Annotated in this window: 21 protein-coding genes; 11 read left to right on the top strand and 10 right to left on the bottom strand. The window is 39.8% G+C overall.

Annotation, left to right across the window (positions count from 1 at the left end; translation table 11 throughout):
• Window positions 1–111: 111 nt before the first annotated feature.
• Both NMG88_RS21165 and NMG88_RS21160 read right to left on the bottom strand, forming a co-directional pair.
• Window positions 112–1,404 carry a bifunctional cobalt-precorrin-7 (C(5))-methyltransferase/cobalt-precorrin-6B (C(15))-methyltransferase gene (locus NMG88_RS21165; RefSeq protein WP_042156565.1) on the bottom strand — a complete coding sequence of 431 codons (1,293 nt, stop codon included), beginning with the start codon at window positions 1,402–1,404 and terminating at the stop codon, window positions 112–114.
• A 104-nt stretch (window positions 1,405–1,508) separates the two neighbouring features.
• Window positions 1,509–2,294 carry a DUF1868 domain-containing protein gene (locus tag NMG88_RS21160; RefSeq protein WP_042156563.1) on the bottom strand — a complete coding sequence of 262 codons (786 nt, stop codon included), beginning with the start codon at window positions 2,292–2,294 and terminating at the stop codon, window positions 1,509–1,511.
• Window positions 2,295–2,328: 34 nt separating this feature from the next.
• On the opposite strand from NMG88_RS21160, the gene holA reads away from it, so the two are divergent.
• Together holA and NMG88_RS21150 are read left to right on the top strand one after the other, a co-directional pair.
• Complete coding sequence (holA, locus tag NMG88_RS21155; protein ID WP_042156561.1) at window positions 2,329–3,330, top strand: DNA polymerase III subunit delta; 1,002 nt, start codon at window positions 2,329–2,331, stop codon at window positions 3,328–3,330.
• 84 nt (window positions 3,331–3,414) lie between these two features.
• The gene (locus NMG88_RS21150) at window positions 3,415–4,395 is read left to right on the top strand and encodes a hypothetical protein (protein WP_042156559.1); all 981 of its coding nucleotides are present in this window, start codon (window positions 3,415–3,417) and stop codon (window positions 4,393–4,395) included.
• A 179-nt stretch (window positions 4,396–4,574) separates the two neighbouring features.
• Here NMG88_RS21150 and NMG88_RS21145 read toward each other — a convergent pair whose 3' ends face one another.
• Complete coding sequence (locus tag NMG88_RS21145; protein ID WP_254035778.1) at window positions 4,575–5,936, bottom strand: serine/threonine protein kinase; 1,362 nt, start codon at window positions 5,934–5,936, stop codon at window positions 4,575–4,577.
• A gap of 77 nt (window positions 5,937–6,013) precedes the next feature.
• Here NMG88_RS21145 and NMG88_RS21140 point away from each other — a divergent pair, with 77 nt between their 5' ends.
• Entirely contained in the window at window positions 6,014–6,169 is a 156-nt protein-coding gene (locus NMG88_RS21140) for a PCP reductase family protein (RefSeq protein ID WP_042156555.1), read from the top strand.
• A 61-nt stretch (window positions 6,170–6,230) separates the two neighbouring features.
• A complete protein-coding gene (locus tag NMG88_RS21135) occupies window positions 6,231–6,983 on the top strand; it encodes an HAD family hydrolase (protein ID WP_042156553.1) in 753 nt (250 codons plus the stop codon).
• Between the two features lie 64 nt (window positions 6,984–7,047).
• On the opposite strand, the gene NMG88_RS21130 is transcribed toward NMG88_RS21135, so the two are convergent.
• The 4 genes from NMG88_RS21130 to eno form a co-directional block, all read right to left on the bottom strand.
• Window positions 7,048–8,073: a long-chain acyl-[acyl-carrier-protein] reductase gene (locus NMG88_RS21130; RefSeq protein ID WP_026787535.1), complete on the bottom strand. Its 1,026-nt coding sequence runs from the start codon at window positions 8,071–8,073 to the stop codon at window positions 7,048–7,050.
• A gap of 104 nt (window positions 8,074–8,177) precedes the next feature.
• A complete protein-coding gene (locus tag NMG88_RS21125) occupies window positions 8,178–8,870 on the bottom strand; it encodes an aldehyde oxygenase (deformylating) (RefSeq protein ID WP_227351313.1) in 693 nt (230 codons plus the stop codon).
• Window positions 8,871–9,356: 486 nt separating this feature from the next.
• Complete coding sequence (locus NMG88_RS21120; protein ID WP_227351312.1) at window positions 9,357–9,992, bottom strand: hypothetical protein; 636 nt, start codon at window positions 9,990–9,992, stop codon at window positions 9,357–9,359.
• Window positions 9,993–10,074: 82 nt separating this feature from the next.
• Window positions 10,075–11,364, bottom strand: a complete 1,290-nt coding sequence (gene eno / locus NMG88_RS21115) for a phosphopyruvate hydratase (protein WP_026787537.1) — start codon at window positions 11,362–11,364, stop codon at window positions 10,075–10,077.
• Between the two features lie 216 nt (window positions 11,365–11,580).
• On the opposite strand from eno, the gene coaD reads away from it, so the two are divergent.
• The 5 genes from coaD (at window position 11,581) to NMG88_RS21090 (ending at window position 15,900) form a co-directional block, all read left to right on the top strand.
• Complete coding sequence (gene coaD, locus NMG88_RS21110) at window positions 11,581–12,072, top strand: pantetheine-phosphate adenylyltransferase (protein ID WP_026787538.1); 492 nt, start codon at window positions 11,581–11,583, stop codon at window positions 12,070–12,072.
• A complete protein-coding gene (locus NMG88_RS21105) occupies window positions 12,042–12,686 on the top strand; it encodes an ATP synthase subunit B family protein (protein WP_026787539.1) in 645 nt (214 codons plus the stop codon). Before coaD ends, NMG88_RS21105 begins: the two co-directional genes overlap by 31 nt.
• Window positions 12,687–12,806: 120 nt before the next feature.
• Window positions 12,807–13,655, top strand: coding sequence for an ATP-grasp domain-containing protein (locus NMG88_RS21100; protein WP_254035777.1), 849 nt, complete (start codon window positions 12,807–12,809; stop codon window positions 13,653–13,655).
• Window positions 13,656–13,819: 164 nt separating this feature from the next.
• On the top strand, window positions 13,820–15,223 hold the full coding sequence (locus tag NMG88_RS21095) for a DUF2157 domain-containing protein (RefSeq protein WP_042156546.1): 1,404 nt from the start codon (window positions 13,820–13,822) through the stop codon (window positions 15,221–15,223).
• A 26-nt stretch (window positions 15,224–15,249) separates the two neighbouring features.
• The gene (locus tag NMG88_RS21090) at window positions 15,250–15,900 is read left to right on the top strand and encodes a GDYXXLXY domain-containing protein (RefSeq protein WP_174235982.1); all 651 of its coding nucleotides are present in this window, start codon (window positions 15,250–15,252) and stop codon (window positions 15,898–15,900) included.
• Between the two features lie 79 nt (window positions 15,901–15,979).
• Here the strand turns inward: NMG88_RS21090 and NMG88_RS21085 are convergent, their stop codons facing one another.
• Window positions 15,980–16,246, bottom strand: coding sequence for an RpnC/YadD family protein (locus NMG88_RS21085; RefSeq protein WP_141292539.1), 267 nt, complete (start codon window positions 16,244–16,246; stop codon window positions 15,980–15,982).
• A gap of 240 nt (window positions 16,247–16,486) precedes the next feature.
• Between NMG88_RS21085 and NMG88_RS21080 the strand changes: the two genes are divergently transcribed.
• Complete coding sequence (locus tag NMG88_RS21080) at window positions 16,487–17,251, top strand: PHP domain-containing protein (RefSeq protein ID WP_141292536.1); 765 nt, start codon at window positions 16,487–16,489, stop codon at window positions 17,249–17,251.
• Window positions 17,252–17,339: 88 nt separating this feature from the next.
• On the opposite strand, the gene NMG88_RS21075 is transcribed toward NMG88_RS21080, so the two are convergent.
• Complete coding sequence (locus NMG88_RS21075) at window positions 17,340–18,077, bottom strand: response regulator transcription factor (RefSeq protein ID WP_042156543.1); 738 nt, start codon at window positions 18,075–18,077, stop codon at window positions 17,340–17,342.
• Window positions 18,078–18,331: 254 nt separating this feature from the next.
• The gene (gene argH / locus NMG88_RS21070; protein ID WP_042156541.1) at window positions 18,332–19,720 is read right to left on the bottom strand and encodes an argininosuccinate lyase; all 1,389 of its coding nucleotides are present in this window, start codon (window positions 19,718–19,720) and stop codon (window positions 18,332–18,334) included.
• A gap of 349 nt (window positions 19,721–20,069) precedes the next feature.
• On the opposite strand from argH, the gene NMG88_RS21065 reads away from it, so the two are divergent.
• Entirely contained in the window at window positions 20,070–21,500 is a 1,431-nt protein-coding gene (locus tag NMG88_RS21065) for a hypothetical protein (protein ID WP_042156538.1), read from the top strand.
• The last annotated feature ends 42 nt before the right edge of the window (window positions 21,501–21,542 follow it).

Below are 21,542 nucleotides of genomic sequence, written 5' to 3'. Positions count from 1 at the left end.
GGTTTTGGGTTTTGGGTGATATTCAGCGAGCGAGGACGCTCGCACTGCTTGGTGCTCCCCCTATCCCTTCCCTCCCCCCTGCTCCCCCTGCTCCCCCTGCCCTCCTAATTCCTAGGCAAATAAGCTATGGTGAGTAATTGTTAAAAGAGTGACGGGGTTGAAGGGAGAAAAACGGGTTAGATGATTAATGGGAACGGAATGAGATAACTGGATATTGAGAATGCGATAACTCCAACTTCCCTCAATGCGTTTTCGTTGTTCTAACCAATTTAAAGCGGTGTTTAAGTGTTCAATGGTTTCTAAAGCTAAAACAATCACACCGCCCGGACTTAAACGAATACTACAAATCCCTAATATTTCGCTTAAATTTTTTCCAAATCCGCCCATAAAAATTCGATGAGGAGAACGTAAATGATGTAAAATATCCGGTGCTTCCCCATGAATTGAAACCATATTATTCACTTGAAACCGTTGACGATTTTGTTCAATTAAGCTGGTTCCGACTGCTGTTTTTTCGATTGCATAAATAGTAGAATCAGGAAAAAGTCGGGCAATTTCTATGGAAACTGAACCCATTCCGGCGCCAATATCCCAGATCGTTTGTTTGGGTTGTAATCTTAATTCTCCTAAAACTAAACTCCTAACTTCCCGTTTTGTCATTAGTTCGGGGCGATCGCTATAACTTAAAAATAGTTGATCGGGAATGCCAAAAGTCGGGATTTTAGATAGATCTAAGGGTTCTATTTCTGAGCGAGATTGACGTAATAAAATAACAATATTTAAGGGTGAAAAAACTTGATTTTTTAATATTTTTATATCCCATTGTTGCACCCGTTCATCCTTTCCCCCTAAATTTTCACAAACCCAAAATTGATAACAATTAGGTAAATCTAAACTACCGATTAATTGGGCGATCGCTTGGGGATTATAAATAGTATCCGTTAAAATTGCTATTTTTTCTACCCCCTGTTTTAAGGCTTGAATTAAGGTTTCCATCCCGGGACTCTGGGTTCGGAGAATTTTAGTATCTTGCCAAGGAGTTTTAATTCGATTAAAAGCTAATTGAATCGAACTAATATGGGGATGAAAGGTTAATTTTTCCGGGGAAAATTCGGCTATTAATAAATGACCTAACCCAAAAAATAACGGATCACCTGATACCAAAATTACAATATAATTATTACTAGATTGTTTATTTTCAACTTCCCATCTAATCAGTTGTTGACGAATGGCGACAATAGTTTCTGTTAAATCTCCCAAGGTTAACTGGGTGGCTGAATGTTCAGGAAAATAACTTAAATGGCGATCGCTTCCGACTAATACCGTCGCTCCTATAACTAAATTAAGCACAGACTCACTCAGTCCCGATGCTCCTTCTAACCCAATTCCAATAACATGAATCATCTATAAGGATTTCCTGTTACCTGTTGCCCTTTTCCTGTTTCTTCTTAAGAGGTGTTGACCGTTAGAGACTAACCATCAACACCCGAACAACCAATCACTAAACCCTAGGATTTAAACTCTAAAACAGGCCAGTCTGGTTCTCGATAATAGCGATTCATGTCATCAAATTTGCGGAGTTCGGCTCGGTTAACCCAGATTTCTTGAGTTGAATCTAACCATTGTTGATTAAAAGAAGATAGAATATTACAAAAATTTGCCCGATCTAAATCTTCAGGAATACTTCCGAAATAACCTAAAGTGATATGTGCCGTTAAATAATATTGTTGATCGACACCTAATGGAATTAAACCCTGATTTTGATAGATAGCTCGGCGGAATTCAAGGGTTTTTTGATAGGATTCTTGATCTCGGGGAACCAAACAAACGGTGATCGCCCTTGGTAATAACATAAAACCAAAGATTTGCCAGCGAATACTCGAAGAAATTGGAGTTGATTTAAACCCATGAAAAGATTGAGCGATCGCTTGATGCAAATTCGGCTCAAAATTAGGATCTTGACTACCATCTCGATAGGCACTATCCCAGACCAAATCAGCCAGGGTAAAATGTAAACTATCTGGGGGGATAGTAATTAAAAAATTAGGATCAAACTTTTCACCAAGTTGCTGTTGACAATCTTGGAGATTTTTATAGAACTCTTGATTATCCAAATCCTCCTCAGCCGGGGGAGTAATAATGGTATAACCAGGAAAAGGCACAGCTTGGCGTTTACCCTGGGAGTCAGGCTTAAACTTTGGGGACTCCTGAATATACTCCAACTGAGAATGATAGGATTCTGGTAGCGTTAACCGCGCCACCCGATTCACATAAACTTGATAAGTATCGTCCAATTTTAATCGCCTCTTTTGAAAAAATTAAGTTATTATGCCAATCTACCTGTACTGGGGAGACGATGACTTTTCCTTATTGCAAGCGGTGGAACGATTGCGATCGGCCGTCGTTGATCCCAGTTGGGATAGTTTCAATTCTGACAGAATTGTGTCCGATCAAGCAAATTCTATCGTAATGGGACTCAATCAAGCCATGACTCCCCCGTTTGGGTTAGGTGGACGCTTTGTTTGGTTAGCCGATACCCCCCTGATGCAGCAATGTTCAACGGAAGTTTATCAGGAGTTAGAACGAACCCTGCCCGCGATCCCCGATACTACCACCTTACTATTAACCAGTGCCAACAAACCTGATAAACGGCTTAAATCTACTAAATTCTTAGAAGACCAGATTCGGAAATCCAAAGGAGAATTACGGGAATTTTCTCGAATCAAACCTTGGGAAACCGATAAGTTACAACAGCAAGTTAGAACCCTGGCCAGCGAACGCGGGGTAAAACTGACCCCGAATGGTATCGACCTCCTGGCGGAGTTAGTTGGAAATGATATCCGACAACTGTATAACGAATTGGAAAAACTCCAACTTTTTAGTGTAAATACTCGTCAACCCTTGAGTGTAGAGGACATTTCCCGATTAGTTCAGTCCAATACTCAAAATAGCCTAAAACTTGCCAGTTGTATTAAAGCCGGACAAACCAGCGAAGCCCTAGAGTTGATAGCAGATCTGCTCCTACATAATGAACCCGCCCTGAAAATTGTGGCAACTTTAGTTAGTCAGTTTCGGACTTGGTTATGGATTAAATTAATGATGGAAACCGGAGTTAGGGATAAAGTCGAAATTGCTAAAACCGCCGAAATTGGCAACCCCAACCGAGTATTTTTCTTGCAAAAAGAAGTCCAAACTCCCACAATTGGGCAATTTCAACAGAGTTTACCCCTGTTGCTGCAACTAGAAGCCCATCTCAAACGCGGTGGGGATGAACTCTCTACCCTACAAATCCACATTATTGAATTGTGTCGTCTATTTCAACGGGGATAAAAGTGCTAATTTTCAGAAAATAGTTGCACAGCGATTAATCAGTGATACTATCATTAGTCATGGACAGGTGAAATCATTTTAGCTATGTCATCACAAGATCAAAGCCCACGGGAACTGGCTAAACAGGGCGATCCCAAGGTGATCGCAGACGCGATTAACCGTTCCCTCAAATCCAAAGGAATTAACGCCGATGTCATGCGGGAGAACGGTTGCCTCCATGTAATGATGGAGGGGGATCAGGTTCCCCACTATCAAAAAGACTTGGTTAAATTAGTCCGAAATGGTATGGATCGCCTCGGTGTTGAAACGATTTACACCGTTCGGGTTTATGGGCGTCAGTTCGGAGATGATTTACCCGTTTGGGAAGAAGAAATTGTTCTGAGAACTCCGCCAGAACCGATGATGAATCCCGCCGATGATGTTGATTTAGATCAATCGTCTGTCCCTTTAGTCGATGACGAAGATGAAGATTACAATATTGATGACGAAATCATTGATGATGACTTCATCAATGATGAAGATGAATATTTGCCCCCCAGTAATAATAATGTAGCACCCGCCTACAATCCCGAGGAGGATGATGATCCCGATGATGAAATTGAGGAAACGACTCGACAGGTTGAACCGAAAAAGCCCAAAAGCAAGGTTTTACCGTTGGTCTTGTTCGGGGTTTTAGCGGTTTTGGCCATCTTGGGGGGATTGCATTTTGCCGGCATATTCCGCCTCCCTTTCTTACCCGCCGGATCTTCCTCCTCGGGTGAATCTGCCGATACCCCCTCTGTACCCGTGGCTTCCGATTCTCCTAAACCCACTACATCCGCGGCTGTGACGGCAGATCCGTTTTCTGAAGCGGTTAAGACTGCGATCAATACTGCCAATCTAGCCCAGAAAGCCCAAACCCGAGCGGAATGGACAAAAGTGGGAACGGAATGGAAACGGGCCAGTGAGTTAATGAAAAAAGTGCCTAACTCCCATCCTAAGTTTTCGGTAGCTGAAGATAGAGCCGTCCAATATGCTAATAATCAAAAAATAGCGGAACAAAAAGCTGCTGCTGCTCCCAATTAAAATATAGTTGATGGTTTCTATTTTAACTGTATTTTAATTCCGGGATATCATCGGAATTTCTGTTCGGAATAATATTATTTATCTGAATATGAAAAACAATAGCAATACTTAAAAAAGCGGGGAAAGCTGATAACTAACCGCTTTTTTTTTAGGCAATAGGCAGATTAACGGGAGTTGGCTTAATGTTTTCTCCCCTTTAATTTTTGCAGAAAATCAGAGATCTCAGCCACTAGCCATTCTTTTTCCTGCTGCTCCAATAAAGAACCAAATTGATGCTTGATAATTCCTTCATACAAGATACAATTGATTACGGGTTTTTCATTAATAGTAGTTCCTGTATTGTTGATCAAAATTTTATCCAAATCCGCTGTTTTTCCTTGTGATATCCAAATTTTAAAGAATAATTTTTTATGGATTATAAACTCTTTCTGATCAATTTTAATTTGAGTTTTGCTAAATGAAGCCCAAATAAGATAATAAAATGAAACAGCACCTACTATTACAAAAAGAATAATGGGTGAGAATAGAAATAGAATGCCATTAGATAGAACTGGCAAGAGCATCATTCCATTCCAAAAAATAGTAAAAAACCATAAAAATAGATAGTCAACCCGAAAACCCACAGGGGGAATATCAACAACTAAGCTTCTGGATGTTTTTTGGATTTTAACTCGACTTCCTTTCGGCTTTTTATGACAAACCTGAATCTGAGAAGCATTAGAAGACGTGATGGTAGAATTATTTTTCAGTGCCTTTAAAGCTGCGGTTGCAGACTGATATCGATCTTCCAAGATAGGTTCTAACATCATCTCTAACCAGTCAGCAAATTCGGGTGAAATGTTAACAATAGAATCAAAATTAATTTTCATTCGTTTTTGAGGCAGTTCATCAGGGGAACGGTTGGTTAATAAATATAATAAAGTTCCTCCCAAACTATACAAATCCGATGCAGGATAGGCTTTTCCTCGCAACTGTTCCGGTGGCATATATCCAATCGTTCCCACAAAGGTTCCACTCAAGGAAATGGTGTTACGGTAAACATCTTGAACGGCTCCAAAATCCACTAAAAAGACTGTTCCATCTGCTTTTCTAATAATATTTTGAGGTTTAATATCCCGGTGAACAATTGGGGGATTGAGTTGATGTAAATAGCTGAGAATCTCTAAAATTTTAACAGCAATTTGCTTGATTTCGGCTTCAGTTGGATGCCAACCTTTTTCAAGCCAAGTATTTAAAGAGTCTCCAGAAACTAATTCTCGAATTAAATAAAACTGTCGATCTTCATCGGTATCGAGGTGAAAATAATCCAAATATTTAGGAATTCCGGGATGATGCAAATGGGCGAGAACTTTAGCTTCTCGTTCAAATAATTCCAAGATTTTCCAGTCTTTTATCTGTCGCAGGGAAACTGATTTAACGGCAACTCGTTGATAATTGGTGAGATCTTCGGCTTCATAGGTAATTCCCATGCCTCCTTCACCCAAAGTGGTAACGATGCGATAGCGTTGAGCAATAATATCATTGGGTTGGTATAGAGTCATATTAATGATTCTCCTATTGCGGCCTTTCTGATTCCATTATATATTAATGTAATTATCCTCTTTCTTAATTGATGATCATGGAATGGACAACAGAAGCCGAAACTCGTTTAAAAGAAATTCCCTTTTTTGTCCGTCCGGCGGCGCGGAAAAAGATTGAAAAGTTTGCTCAGGAATTAGGCGTTACTCAAATTACCGTTGAGGTTTATGAGCAGGCTAAACAAAAGTTTAATTAATAGGGAATACTTCGACTTCGCTCAGTAACAAGGGAATAGAAAAAATATTGAATTTAAAACTATGGGAGAACTCAAGGCGCTGATTTTTGATGTGGATGGTACTTTAGCGGATACGGAACGGGATGGTCATAGAATTGCGTTTAATCAAGCCTTTTTTCAAGTTGGTTTGTCTTGGAATTGGTCGGTAGATTTGTATGGTGAATTATTGGCAATTGGTGGAGGAAAAGAGCGGATTCGTTATTATATTGAAAAATATGAACCGGATTTTTTATTAACGGAAAAATTAGATGATTTAATTAGGGATCTACATCAGTTAAAAAATGAATATTATCGAAAATTATTAGATCAGGGTTCAATTCCTTTGCGTCCTGGGGCACAACGATTAATTCAAGAAGCAAAGGAGCACCGAATTAGGTTAGCGATCGCAACTACAAGCGCCTTACCAAATGTTTTAGCTTTACTAGAAAATACAGCAATTCATCCAGACTGGTTTGAAATTATTGCCGCCGGGGATATTGTTTCAGCCAAAAAACCTGCCCCGGATATTTATTTTTATGTCTTAGAAAAATTGGGATTAAATGCAGCAGATTGTTTAGTATTTGAAGACTCTTATCATGGATTTTCCGCCTCTAAACAAGCCGGATTAAAAACAATTATTACTGTCAATGATTATACCAAAAATCAAGATTTTACCGATGCTTTATTAGTAGTAAATCATCTGGGTAAACCCGATCAACCGTTTACAGTCTTAGCGGGCAAGATTCCCCAAAAATGCTATTTAGATTTAGCCTTAATATCTTCTTACTTCTGTTAAAAAATGAACTAACAGAACTAATAACTGGTAACTCTTAAACTGATAACTGATAACTGATAACTGATTACAATGGTAAAGCTAAAGGTTTAAAGCCATGTTTCACAGAAACCCTACCAATTTGTTCCATTTTTTCAACAGTAATTTGATTGCGACCCCAGGAAAAATTAGTATAAATTTTCTCAAATTCCAGTAACATTGATTCCGCAAAACAGGCAAATAGTTGACGTCCGGGTAACTTCATATTGACAATTTTCATAATTTTCCAGTCAATATCAAGGGCGTGTTCCACAATTCCGCCGTCTAGGACATAAATTTCAGGATGTTGAATTTTTGTGGCTAAATTCTTAGGATAACCACCATCAATTAGCAGACAGGGTTTTTTCAAGGTATAGGGATTAATTTCGACTCCTCGGGGCATACTCGCCACCCAAACGATAATATCTGCTTGGGGTACGGCTTCTTCTAATCCCATAATTTTTCCCCGTCCCAACTCCTCCTGTAAAGCATTGAGACGTTCCTTATCCCGGGCAATTAATAACAATTCTCCGGCCTCTGTGTGGCTGTTGAGCCAACGACAAACCGCACTACCAATATCCCCTGTGGCTCCACAAATAGCAACGGTAGCCTTAGTTAAATCAATCCCTAACCGAGCCGCCGCGTTTTCTACCTGACGACAGATAATATAGGCGGTGTGAGTATTTCCGGTGGTAAACCGTTCAAACTCTAACTTAATATTCCGAACCTGTTGAATTTGTTCTAAGTTAAAATTTTCAAAAATAATCGAGGAAAATCCCCCTAAAGCTGTGATATTAATGCCATTTTTTTGAGCATGAGCCATCGCATTGATAATTTTGCGAGTGGCCGCTTTAATGCGACGACTGGCTAACATTTCTGGCAAAAAACAAGACTCTACATATTTGCCTTCAATAGTTTGACCTGTAATACTCGTGACTTTGATATCATCAACGATTTGAGGCGGGGCGCTGCACCAAAAATCTAACCCTTGATCAGCATATTCAGGATATCCTAAATCTCTGGCAACGGCTTGGGCGTGTTCTAGGCTGGTAAGATGACCGATTAAACCAAACATGATTCAACTATAGATTTTAAGATGGATTTTAGAGTTTAACGTCTAAAGTAGAGACGTTCCATGGAACGTCTCTACTCGATTTGATCTAAAATCCAAAGGGTATTTTAGGCGGCGATGAGACCGTAGGCGGACATTCGCATAATATCGCGGGTCGAAAACCCGATATTGCTTAGAGCTTCCCCATAAGCAATCATAAAATCCTCGACTAATGCTTCCTTTTCCATTCCTAGAATGTGAGCATCATCGGCGACTTGGTTAAGCATTCTCCAAATAATCGGCAGGTTTTGGCGGTTAGCCGTTTCGAGTTCGGTTTTGGAGGCTTCAAAGTTCGCTTTTAGCCATTCTTCCCCAAAATTGAGGTGCATATACTCGTCTTTGACCACCCTTTCGGTAATTTTGCGAGCAAAATCATCGGCTACGGGAATGTAAATGTTGTAAGCGGCGATCGCAAAACATTCGATAATTAAAGATTGAATCAACAAGCAGGTGACAACTTTGCCTTCAGTCGCGGCATCCTTAAAATTTTGGTGTAAGGAAGAAAAGAATTCCTGGGCAAATTCCATATCCGGTGTGACGGTTAAATTCCGACCACAGGACTGAAACCCCCTTTTATGGCTGATTTCCATTTTGGCTAAACCCGCCAAATTCTCTTGCTGCTCAGGTAACATTGCACCCAGCTTGATGTAATTGTCGTAGGCTTCCTGTTCTCCTTCAATCACAATAGCGTTAATTCGGCTGTAGGCATCTTTATAGGTTTCAGATTGGAAGTCAATCGTAATAGCTTCAACCTGTGGCATAGATTTACAATCTCCTCATCACAAATAAGTTATTATTGCTGATTTACACCCCCCTTCCCCCTTTGGGGTATCCTTAAAGATCGGGTCGGAGAGTTGATGTTTTCACCAAACTACTTAATTAATTAAGCTTATAGCGATTCTCGCACAAAACCCACGTCTTTTCCGCGTGGGATGAACTTGGACATTGAATTGAATCCACCTTGAGGGAAGACCGGATGCAATATCATAACTTTTTGTTAACCCAAACAAGATAGCAAGCATTTGTTACTTATGGTAAAAGCAATTCCATGGGGAAAATATTAGTCGGATGCAGTTGGGGTCTATTGTTGCTGGGGGCTGGAATTGTCTTATTGCCGTTATTGGTAGTCTTGGTGACTTCCTTTTCCACCCCAACAGCGTCACCGGAACTCAGTTTACCATGGCTAAACCTATTACCAATTACCCACCATTACCCATTACCCATTACCTATTTCTTTGCCAATTGTATTAACGAACCATCACCACATCAGACACCCTATTATTGACAAAAATCACATCAATAACTCCATTGGGGTTATTACGACTCCAGCGCTCAATGATACGGCGATTAGTATGTTCCATCGTTTGATTAAAGACGAAATTGTTTCTTGTCAGCCAACGTCTGGCTTGATTTTCATTAGAACCAATTAAATTTTTCCGGGCGTTAGTAAACCAGTCAGAGGAGTTTCCCATCGAGTTACCCGAGGAGAGACCACAATTTCCGGTGCTGGTGCCCCATTCTTCCGCCGTAACCGATATTTGTGAACCTGGTCGCACATTACCACGAGAAAGATCAACTAAAGTTACCATTGTGGCTGCCATAATTGACCCTGTATAAACAGGTTGTCTGGCGTTATTGGTGGATTGAAAACTTAGGTTAGAAACGATGGGGGGCTGTCCTGAACGTTCCCAACGAATTTCTGTGAAACGACCGTTAAGAAACTGGGCTGAATAAGTCCAACCATTATTCATTCGTCCATTACAAAATAACTGTTGAGCAGCGCTGGCTGAAGAAAATACCGCTTCTCCTAAAACTAAACCGACCGTTGCTAATCCCGTTAAGAAAAGCGTTGCACCCTTGGTGAATATTTTGTTTCTGTTCATGTCTAGTTTGATTTTTTGTGATTTTTCCAAATAATATTAATAAAACAGCCCAAGGCTGGACTGTTTTATTGGTGTTTCCGAGTTATTTCGAGAAACGGGGGCCTAGACCAACGGCTCCAGCATAAACCGCTTGGGCACCGAGTTCGTCTTCAATCCGTAATAAACGGTTATATTTGGCGACCCGTTCACTCCGACACAGAGAACCCGTTTTAATTTGTCCGGCTCGGGTAGCAACGGCTAAGTCTGCAATCGTGGTATCTTCAGTTTCCCCGGAACGGTGACTAATTATGGAAGTATAACCATTGCGGGTTGCTAGGTCAACGGTTTCTAAGGTTTCCGACAGAGAACCAATTTGGTTGAGTTTCACCAAAATAGAATTCGCTATTTTCTCCTCAAGACCTCTTTTTAAACGGGTTGGGTTAGTCACAAATAGGTCATCGCCCACCAGTTGCACTTTACTACCGAGTTTTTCCGTTAGGGATTTCCAGTGAACCCAGTCATCCTCGTGGAGACCGTCTTCGATGGAAATAATCGGGTACTGACTGGTTAATTTACTCAGGTATTCAGTCAGTTGCTCCCCACTATTCGGTTGACCGTCGTAGGTATAGATACCATCTTTATAGAATTCACTCGCGGCCACATCCAGAGCCAGTGCGACCTGTTCACCGGGTTTATAACCCGCGATTTCAATAGCTTGGATGAGAATATCTAGGGCTTCTTGATTAGAACCCAAATTAGGAGCAAAACCGCCTTCATCTCCCACGCCACCCAGGAGGCCTTTACCTTTCAAGACGTCACTCAGGGATGCAAACACCTCCGCACCCCAACGCAGGGCTTCTTTGAAGGTGGGAGCCCCAATGGGAACGATCATAAATTCTTGAATATCCACGTTATTAGCAGCGTGGGAACCTCCGTTAATCACGTTCATCAGGGGGACGGGGAGGAGGTTGGCAATGGGGCCGCCTAAGTAACGATAGAGGGGTAAACCCAGGGTTTCGGCGGCCGCTTTAGCGACGGCTAGGGAGACGCCTAGGATGGCATTAGCTCCCAGGTTGCTTTTATTGGGAGTGCCATCGAGGTCGAGCATGATTTGGTCGATGACGGTTTGTTCTAGGGCGCTAACTCCGTTCAGGGCTGGGGCGATGACTTCGTTGACGTTTTTAACCGCCGTTAGAACTCCTTTACCCCCATAACGGCTTTTATCTCCATCTCGGAGTTCATGGGCTTCAAAGCTTCCGGTGGAGGCTCCACTGGGAACTTGAGCGTGTCCATAAGCTCCGTTATCGAGGTAGACTTCGGCTTCGAGGGTTGGGCGTCCGCGAGAGTCGAGGATTTCACGGGCAATAATAGTAAGAATTCCACTGTCTGACATATCTATATCTATCCTTTATTAGTCCGTTAAGAGGTGTCCCAGGCTTCAAAGAGTTGAGACAAGAGATCACGTTAACAGGTTATGGGTTGATCTAGTCGCAGTCCTTGAAACATTTTAAGGTTTTGTTTGGGTTAGATTTACGACATAACTGTGTTTTAAGGCTCCGTTCCCCCTTCGCTCTATAATCTGGTAATAATATTCATCTTGCCATGACGAGTGATTGCCCTTTATCCTGGTAGCTTTGATCCGGTTACGTTAGGACATTTAGATGTCATTGAGCGAGGTTGTAAACTATTTGAACAGGTGATTGTGGCGGTATTGGGAAATCCTAATAAAAAGCCTTTATTTAGCGTAGGGGAAAGGATGGAACAAATCAGCTACAGTACCCAACATCTGAACAATCTGGAAGTAGCCAGTTTTGACGGTCTAACGGTAGACTATGCAAAACTACGGAATGCTCAAGTGTTAATTCGAGGGCTGCGAGTTCTTTCTGATTTTGAGTTAGAACTGCAAATGGCTCATATCAATAAAACTCTATCAACAGAAATTGAAACGGTATTTTTGGCAACCTCAAAGGAATATAGTTTCCTCTCTAGTAGTGTTGTTAAAGAAATTGCCCGATTTGGAGGTTCTGTTGATCATCTTGTTCCTAATCACGTTGCTAAAGAATTATATAAATGTTACGCCAGGAATCAACCCCAAGACTAGAACCCGAACAAAATGGACTCCGTGTAGAACCGGAAACTACTGTCAGTAATTCCCCTGGAATTGATATTCAACGGGAACTTAACCGACTGGAGGAGATGATTCTCGATAGTCCTAGAATTCCATTAACTCGACGAACTTTAGTCGATGAAGAACAATTACTGGATCAATTAGATTTGATTCGATTGAATTTACCTAGTGCATTTCAAGAGTCAGATATTATTGTCCGTCATAAGGATGAAATTCTCCAAGAAGCGGAAGAATATGCTCAGGAAATTGTCACTATGGCTGAACAAAGAGCCGCTAGAATATTAAATGAAATGGGTTTGATTCAACAAGCAAAATCTGAAGCTGATCAATTGCGTCAACAGGTTCAAAATGAATGTGACACGCTTCAGCAACAAACCTTGTCTGAAATTGAACAAATTCGTTATCGTCTTCAACAGGAATTAGAGGAAATGCGATCGCGGACTATGGCTGAATGCGAAGAAATTCAAAACGGCGCCGATGACTATGCAGATCACGTCCTAGGAAGCATCGAACAACAGTTAAATGAAATGATGCGAGTGATTCGTAATGGTCGCCAACAAGTACAGGGAAATAATCCCACTCGGTAACTCTATGATAATGGAATTAGGAGATAGCCTAGTCGTTATTTAAAGCGTCTTTTCGGCCGTCTCCAATTTCCGTTTACAGATTTTTCCCCCATTCGTAATTCATAATTCCCTACTATTTTTATGTTAAATAATATTAGGCTATTACTCCAGGCTTGCCAGAATCTAAATATTGATTATGAAATTCTCCATGATCATGAGAATTTAATCAAAATCAAACTCGATAAAAATTATTATTTCTGTAATTATAGCACACCTTTTGTCGATCAATCTGTTTTCAAAATTCTCAAAGATAAGGAATATACTTACTCGATTTTAAAGGGAAAAATTAAAATTCCGAAAACATCGGGCTTTCTTTCCCTATTTTGCGATGAGAAATATCAAGAGTATTTAAAGTTTAAAACCATTCCTGATATTGCTCAAGAAATTGAGAGGATATTCCCATTTCCCGTGATTGTTAAACGTAATTCTGGTTCCAGTGGGCAGAATGTTTTTTTATGTAAAAGTTTTGAGGAAATTGAAACCGCATTAACCACAATTTTTAACATTCATGATAAAAGTTATGATTATATTGCTGTTGCTCAAGAGTATATTTTAATCCAACGGGAATATCGAGCCGTTTTTTTAAATCAAAAATTAATACTACTATATGAAAAAGATATTAGTCAGGCAATATTTGCCGGAAATCTAAGTCCTTTACATTGGCAAGGAGCGCGAGCCAAATATATTAATAATCCTCGTATTATATCAGAAATAGAAACATTTTGTCAACCTATTTTTCAAGAATTAGATTTAAAATATACCGGGTTAGATATTGCCATAGACAAAGATCATCAATATTGGTTTATAGAGGCAAATTCCCATCCCAATTATGATATATTTACTAGAGATAATGATCCAGAACTAGCCGTCCAAGTATTTGAAAAAATGCTAACTTTTTTAGCATCTAAATCAAGAAAAAAGCCATTCTAGGATTTTGAGTATTTTTTCTCTGTGCAAGTTAACAATCTGTCACAGACCTAAATAATTAATCCTGATTTTCAATTAAAACCAGAATTGTACTTTCCAGAATATTTAGGTTAGAACTAAAATAGGATTATATCACTCAGTTTTAACATTATTTCATATCACCTCAAATGATTAACGAAAAATTCCGTCGCCAACTTCGTCACGAAGCCAAACTCTGGCAAGAAGAACAAATAATTGATGATTCTGTCTATCAACAGTTAGCCAACCGCTATCAATTTAATCATCTTGAAACCGCCGCCAGTAGTCGGTTTGTCATGATTTTAATAGGGTTAGGAGCCATTCTATTAGGTTTAGGTGTCATTACCTTTGTGGCAGCTAATTGGCAGGACTGGTCAAAAACCGTTAAAGTCATCCTACTTCTGAGTTTATTTATAGGAGTCAATGCAACTGGCTTTTATTTATGGCAACAACCATCAGACTCCTTTGAAGTAGGAAGAAAACAAAAATTAGGTCAAGGATTATTACTATTTGGAGCCTTAATTTTAGGGGCAAATATTGCCTTGATGGGGCAAATTTTTCATCAAAGTGGTTCAGTTTATGAACTATTTTTAGTCTGGGGAATTGGTGTTTTAGCCATGTCCTATAGTCTGCAATTGACTTCTTTAGGATTTTTAGGACTACTATTGTATGGTATGGGTTATTGGAGTGGAGCATCTAATTTATACTCACCTCAACCCTTTTCTATATTACATTTATTCTTAGAACATACCCCTTTAATTGCCGGATTTCTATTCATTCCCCTCGCCTATCGTTGTCAGTCCCGGGTCTTATTTATTATGACCTTACTGATTCTCATTCCCGCTTTACAAATCAGCATTCTTCCCCTGCTAAATTCTGATTTACCCGAAGGGTTAATCTTCGCCATTATGTTTATTTTTACTCCCGCTTTACTGTGGAGTTATGATGATATTTTATGGCCGATGATTGATAGTAGACCCTTTCAACCCTCAGCCCGCACTCTCTCCATTATTCAGTTAAGTATTGTATTTTTTGGTTTATCTTTTAATGGAGTTTGGAATGATCTTTTACAGAACAATTCCAACAATTCAGTGTTCATGAGTAATTTCCTTCTGATTGATTTTTATATCTTTCTAGGAATAGTTTTATGGCAATGGTTTCAATTGATTAAACCCGGTGCTATTCACCCGAATAGATGGGGATTTGATTCGGTTACTAGCGTCATTGCCGGATTTTTAGGATTAACAGGATTTATCTTTTTCTGGCATTTACAAATCAATTTAATTCCTGAAATAGCCACATTTTTATTCAATGTGCAGATGTTTATATTAGCAACGGGATTAATTAGAATTGGACTCGCCCAAACTCAACGATTTGCCTTTTGGGGCGGGATGATTTTATTAGTTACCCAAATCATGAGTCGTACCTTTGAATATAACACAGAATTGATTTTAAAAGCCTTTGTATTTACCTTATGTGGTGTGGGGGTAATTCTGGCTGGATTATGGTTTGAACGCCATTTATTAGCTGCTGCTAGAACCCAAAATCGTTAATTCATCAATTTTTAGGAGTCAAAATCATGAATTCTTCTAACTCGAATGATACTCAATCTTCCGTTATTTTAACTCCGTCTCCTGTTGTTAAAAAACAGATCCCTGTTTGGAAATTTTTATTTCCGTTATTATTTCAATTAATCCTAATTTTAGCAGTTCCTTCCCAAGCGTTTTATACTCAGGTAACGGGAAAAACTGTGGTATTACAAACCGCCCCCGTTGACCCCTATGATTTTTTCCGAGGATATTATCAAACCCTGAGTTATAATATTTCCAGTGCTGATACTCTCAAAGCACTTCCCGGTTGGAAAGAAGTTGCTCAAGGCGCGGAATATTTACCCCAGGGAACCTTAATTTATGTCACCTTGGAACAGCCGAAAGATTCAGCAAAATCTCCGCATCCCTCCGCTTGGAAACCGATAAAAGTCAGTGCAGAATATCCTGATAATTTATCTAATAATCAAATAGCTTTACAGGGAAAATCAACGGGATGGAATATTGAATACGGTTTAGAACGGTATTATATGCCGGAAAACCAACGGGATCAAATTAATAGCACCATTACAGAAGCACAAAGAAATAATCAACAATCTTTTGTGGTGGAAGTGAAGGTTAATGCTCAAGGAAAAGCAATTCCAGTTAGTTTGTGGGTGCGCGATCGCAATTACAAATTTTAATTTCTATTAAACCTAAAAACCAGGTTCATCAAGATTTTTTGTTGATAAACCCGGTTTATATTGACTACAAATTCTCCATCTAATTCAAATTAGCAATAGCTTGTCGCACTTGCTCGATATCCAATTGTAAAATATCGGCAATTTCCTCAACAGAAAAACCTTTGCCTAATAAGCGAGGAATTGTTTGCAATTTACCTTTAATTTCCCCTCTTTGCTCCCCCTCTTCAATCAACTCTTGAGCAAAACGGGTTTTTCTTAAATCATCTACACCAAACATAGCTTCTAACTCCTGACGACTCATCTGGGGTAATTTGGCTAAAACAATCGTTTCTAATAAGTTTAACATAGGGGGGGTGAGGACAAGTCTTACCCCAGGGTTTCGGGTTTTTAGGTACTCAGCAATTATGGTATCCTTAATCACTTACCGTGAATACCGTCAACCGTTAAAACCCTATTGCCTATTGCCCATTTCCTTATATAAGAATTTTAAATCTAAAATTGGTCAATCCTAACCCGATCTTGTAGCAACTGCCCAATAAATTGGATACAGTAGATTATAGTAACAGTTTATTAAGATGAAGACGGTATGAGTGTTAATCTAACCTCAGATTTTGAATCGTTATCAAGGTGGTTTCACATCCAGACAGGATTTGTGAAATCATCATTATTGACACCCCCAGCCCAAGATCGGTCTTCACTGCAACAGGTCTTTCAAACCTTGAATGCGAGAAGCTGCCCCAAGTCCTATAACTTTCACCTCCATACTCGACGTTCAGATGGGCAGTTAGAACCCTATGAAGTCATGGAACAGGCGATTGAAATTGGTTTAAAAGGACTGACCATTACCGATCATCATAGTACCCAAGGCTACAAAGAAGCTCAAAAGTGGTTAGATAACTGGAAACATAAGTATCCTAAACGGGTGAATCAGGCTCCTCGGTTATGGACGGGAGTAGAAATTAATGCCCGGTTATTGGCTGTGGATGTCCATATTCTCGGTTATGCTTTTGATCCCGACGCTTCTAGTTTGCAACCCTATCTGCAAGGCTGCACCACCGAGGGAACAGATGCCTATTCTGCTAAAAACGTGATTATTGCGATTCAACAGGGGGGAGGATTGGCTGTTTTAGCTCATCCAGCCCGTTATCGTTATCCGGTGCCGGAATTAATTACGGAAGCGGCTCATTTAGGGATTGATGGGATTGAGGTCTATTATGCCTATCGTCATACAAACCCTTGGCTACCCACCGCTAAAATTACGAACCAAGTTAAACAGTTAACAGATGGTTATGGTTTGCTCAACACCTGTGGTACAGATACTCATGGTCGTAACTTGTTACTGCGGCTTTGAAGTCCAGAAGCTAATCAAAGCCTTAATGATATCCGTTCCCCTAAGATTAAAACATGGAAGGATTTCTCCTTCCCATCTTCACTATTCTTTACTGAGTTAATCCATGTTCGAGGGCATAACGGACTAATTCTGTCCGACTATTGGTTCCGGTTTTTGTAAACAGACGACTGACATATTTTTCCACATTCCGCACACTGGTTTCTAAATCCCGCGCTATTTCTTTGTTCATTAATCCTTTAGCGACTAAATCTAAAACACTCTGTTCTCGAGGGGTTAAATCAATTTTAATTGGGGGTGGGGTTTGATGAATTCCACTTTTGCCTTTTAACATATTTTCAATCCGGGCAATTTGACCTGCTAAGGTGGCAATATCGGGGTTGCCATCACCACTACTATTACGAAGGGCGGCTTGTCTGGCTAATAAATTTTTAACAATTACTACTAATTCTTCAGGATCAAAAGGTTTAGATAAATAAGCATCACATCCGGATTGATACCCTTGGATACGATCGCTTTTCATCCCTTTAGCAGTTAGGAAAACAACGGGTAAGGCTTTAAAACGGGGGTCTTCCCGCATTTGTTGTAAAAATTGATAACCGTCAACTTCCGGCATCATTACATCAGTAATCACTAAATCGGGCAAACTTTGCTGTAATATTTCCCACCCTTGTTTGGCATTACTGGCCGTATCAACACTAAAATTACTATCTTCTAAATAAGCTTGTACAGCTTCTCGCAGTCCGGGTTCATCATCTACTAATAATAATCTAGCAGGAACTTGAGAAACAACCACTTCAGATTCAGGAGGATTAATCGGACTAGACATTATATTGACCTAAATTTAATCTTTTTTCCCACTTTAGCGAAATTTAATATTGAATTATATTGATTCAATAGACGGTTTTTACTACATGAGCAGAACTTGACAAAAATATTGCTTTATGTATTTTAGGAAGCGATCGCTCCTTCGTGGTCTGATCAAAAATATAGCAATCTGGGACGGATTTAAGAGGATTACGCAGATTAAAATCCGTGAAATCCGTGAAATCCTCTTAAATCCGTGATCCCTATTCCTAACAATTATTCAACCCGTTGACGGGCATTTTGTAAGGCTTGTTTGACCTGATCAAATCCGGTTCCCCCATAGCTATTTCGAGCCGAAACCACTTGACGAGGAGTGATCGCTTCGTATATATCGGCTTCAAATTGAGGATGTAATTGTTTCCATTCTTCTAGGGTTAAATCTTTAAGTAATTTCCCCGCTTCTAAACAAGTTCTAACCACTTTTCCCACTAAACCATAGGCTTCACGAAAGGGAATTCCTCGCGCGGCTAAATAATCAGCCACATCCGTTGCATTCGAGAAATCTTCCGCCACCGCTTCAGCTAAACGACTAGAGCGAAATTCTATGCCTTCTGCGATTAAAATGGTCATACATTCTAAACTGCCTTTAACGGTTTTTACCGCATCAAATAATGCCTCTTTATCCTCTTGTAAGTCTTTATTATAGGCTAAAGGTAATCCCTTCATCACCACTAATAATCCTTGTAAATGACCAAATACCCGCCCGGTTTTTCCTCGCACTAATTCAGGAATATCGGGGTTTTTCTTTTGAGGCATAATACTCGAACCCGTAGAACAGCTATCGGTCAAAGTAACAAAACTAAATTCTTGAGAAGCCCAGAGGGTAATTTCTTCAGCAAGGCGACTTAAATGTACCATAATTAAACTCGCCGCGCTCAAAAATTCAATCGCCCAATCTCGATCACTGACTCCATCTAAACTATTAGCATAAACTCGACCAAATCCTAATAATTCAGCACTATAATGGCGATCAATCGGAAAAGTTGTTCCGGCTAATGCTCCACTCCCTAAAGGACAAATATCAACCCGTTTATAGACATCTCCTAAACGTTCCCAATCTCGGTTTAACATTTCCGTATAGGCTAATAAATGATGGGCTAAACTAATCGGTTGCGCCCGTTGTAAATGGGTATAACCTGGAATTAAAGTTTCCACATTGGTTTCAGCTAGATCTAATAATACCTTTTGAAAATCAACTAATTGTTGTCGAATTTGTTGAATTTGATCTCGTAAATATAAACGGGTATCAGTTCCGACTTGATCATTGCGAGATCTAGCGGTATGGAGTTTTTTACCCACATCTCCTACTAATTCAGTTAAGCGACGTTCAACGGCAAAATGAATATCCTCGGCATCAACACCAGGATTAAAATTTCCGTCTCGATATTCTTGACGAATTTGTTCTAAACCCAAAACCAATTTTTCGGCTTCTTCGTGACTAATAATACCAGTTTTTGCTAACATTTTAGCATGGGCAACTGATCCGGTCAAATCATATTCAATCAGTTGGATATCAAAACTAATACTGGCGTTAAACTCTGCAATCGCAGGATGCAGAGATTTCTCAAACCGTTGGCTCCAAGTTTTTGAGTTCGTTGTTGTCATAATTTGGCTTTTTTTTATTCTGGTGTCAACAGTACACAGTCAAGCGTCTTATGGGAACCCTAAAAAGTTCATGGTGGACACAAAAGACGGTCGGGAGGGTCGCCCGGATTGATCTGGGGGAACAATCCTGCTCAAGTTGAATATTCCGCTTTCATAATAAACCCACTGCATAAACATTAACCCGGACAATACAATATTAATAGAAACATTAATGATTAGTTAATAACAATACATTGCTAATTAAAATAATCCTGGCAACTTGACTTAATTCTCAATTTCCCTTATTATTAGTAACAATACATTTCACCATGTATCAAGAATTAAAATAACAAACCCAATAAATAAAGCTATGTCTGAAGCCGATCTCCCCATTCCTGAATCGTTTGATCAGCCTACTGAAGCACCTTTATCCCCACCCTTTCCCCCATCGGAGGAGTCCGTTAGTCCGGTTGTGACTCCGGATCAGGATTGGGAGACGGTGAACTTTCCCAATGCTATCCCCCTGGAGGAATTATTGACCCAGTTCGTTGCCGAGTTAGAACAAGCAGAAACGGAGTCTAATAGTGGAGATTTGGTAGTTCCAGAGGAGATATTTGTTGAGGGTTCTCAGGGGAATGAAATGGCGATTGCTTCGCTGATGTCAGTGGAAGCAGAAACCCAAGAAAATCCGGTAAAAGTGGTGCAAATTCTCCATGAATGTAACCGAGATTTAATTAATCGGGTGACTGAATTAGAAGCAGAATTAGATGAAAGTCGGCAAAATCAACAGGATCAAAAAACACAATTATTGCAACATACCCAGGAATTAGGGGCGACACAGGATCAAGTTAAACGACTGTTTAAAAAGTTGGAAATTGCCAATCAAGTGATTCGACAGCAACAGGTTTTAGTCGAAACCTTAACCCAACAATGGGAAGTTACCCAAAACCGACTCGCCCAGATGGAAAGGGATACGGCCTTAACTCAACAACGCTATAATGAACAGTTCCATGAGTTAGTTCAATCTCAAAATAGTAACCGAGAATTGCGATCGCGTCTCCATCGTCAACAGCGCCAAACCCTCCAATTTAAAGTCGCTTTAGAACGGTGTTTGAACAATCAAATCCAGTTTGAAACCGGAAAACAAAACCTAGAAACCCTATCGGTAATTACGGAAGAACAATCCCTATCCTCATCTGCCACTTTATTAGTCCCAAAAGCACCCCCTGTTAAACCTTGGTCAGACGCTTTAAACCCGAATCATAACCCGATGAATTTGATGGAGGATGCAGTTAATTCATCCAAGGATTTAGATCCAATATCTTCAGAATTAGAACAGGAGATTCCTCTTAATCATGGGTTAGAATCCTTAACATCGGAATTGAATTCTGAACCAGGTTTTAAACCTCCCGTAGAGTTGACAGCTTCAATTAACAATATTCCTGTGGAAGAATTACCTAAACCTCGATTTTTAGAAGGAGAATTAGAGCGAATTCGCCTAGAATATGCCTCTTTCATTTCAGAAGATACTGATCTATTTTCATTAAAAGTAACATCAGAAGATACAGCTATTCAACCACAATCGACTAAATCGATGGGGGGTCAGTCTTTTAATTTAGGAGAAACAAAATCCAAAAATGCGGGCTCTGTAGCCGTGCAGGAACCCGATCAAAAAGAAAATAGTGCTAACTGGCCAGCCCCTTTAGTTTATCCGCAACGACGAAAAAAATTAGAGTCTTTAGCATCAATTAATTTGCCCAGTTTTCCCGCAGAAAATCCTTTTTTATCGGAGGAATTTTAAGTTAATTAATGCCCTTTTTAGGGGGTAATTATAGAACTCGCA

Source organism: Planktothrix agardhii, assembly GCF_904830935.1.
Taxonomy (GTDB): Bacteria; Cyanobacteriota; Cyanobacteriia; order Cyanobacteriales; family Microcoleaceae; genus Planktothrix; species Planktothrix agardhii.
Note: the sequence above shows the minus strand (reverse complement) of the source record. Positions and strands in the feature narration are given on the sequence as shown.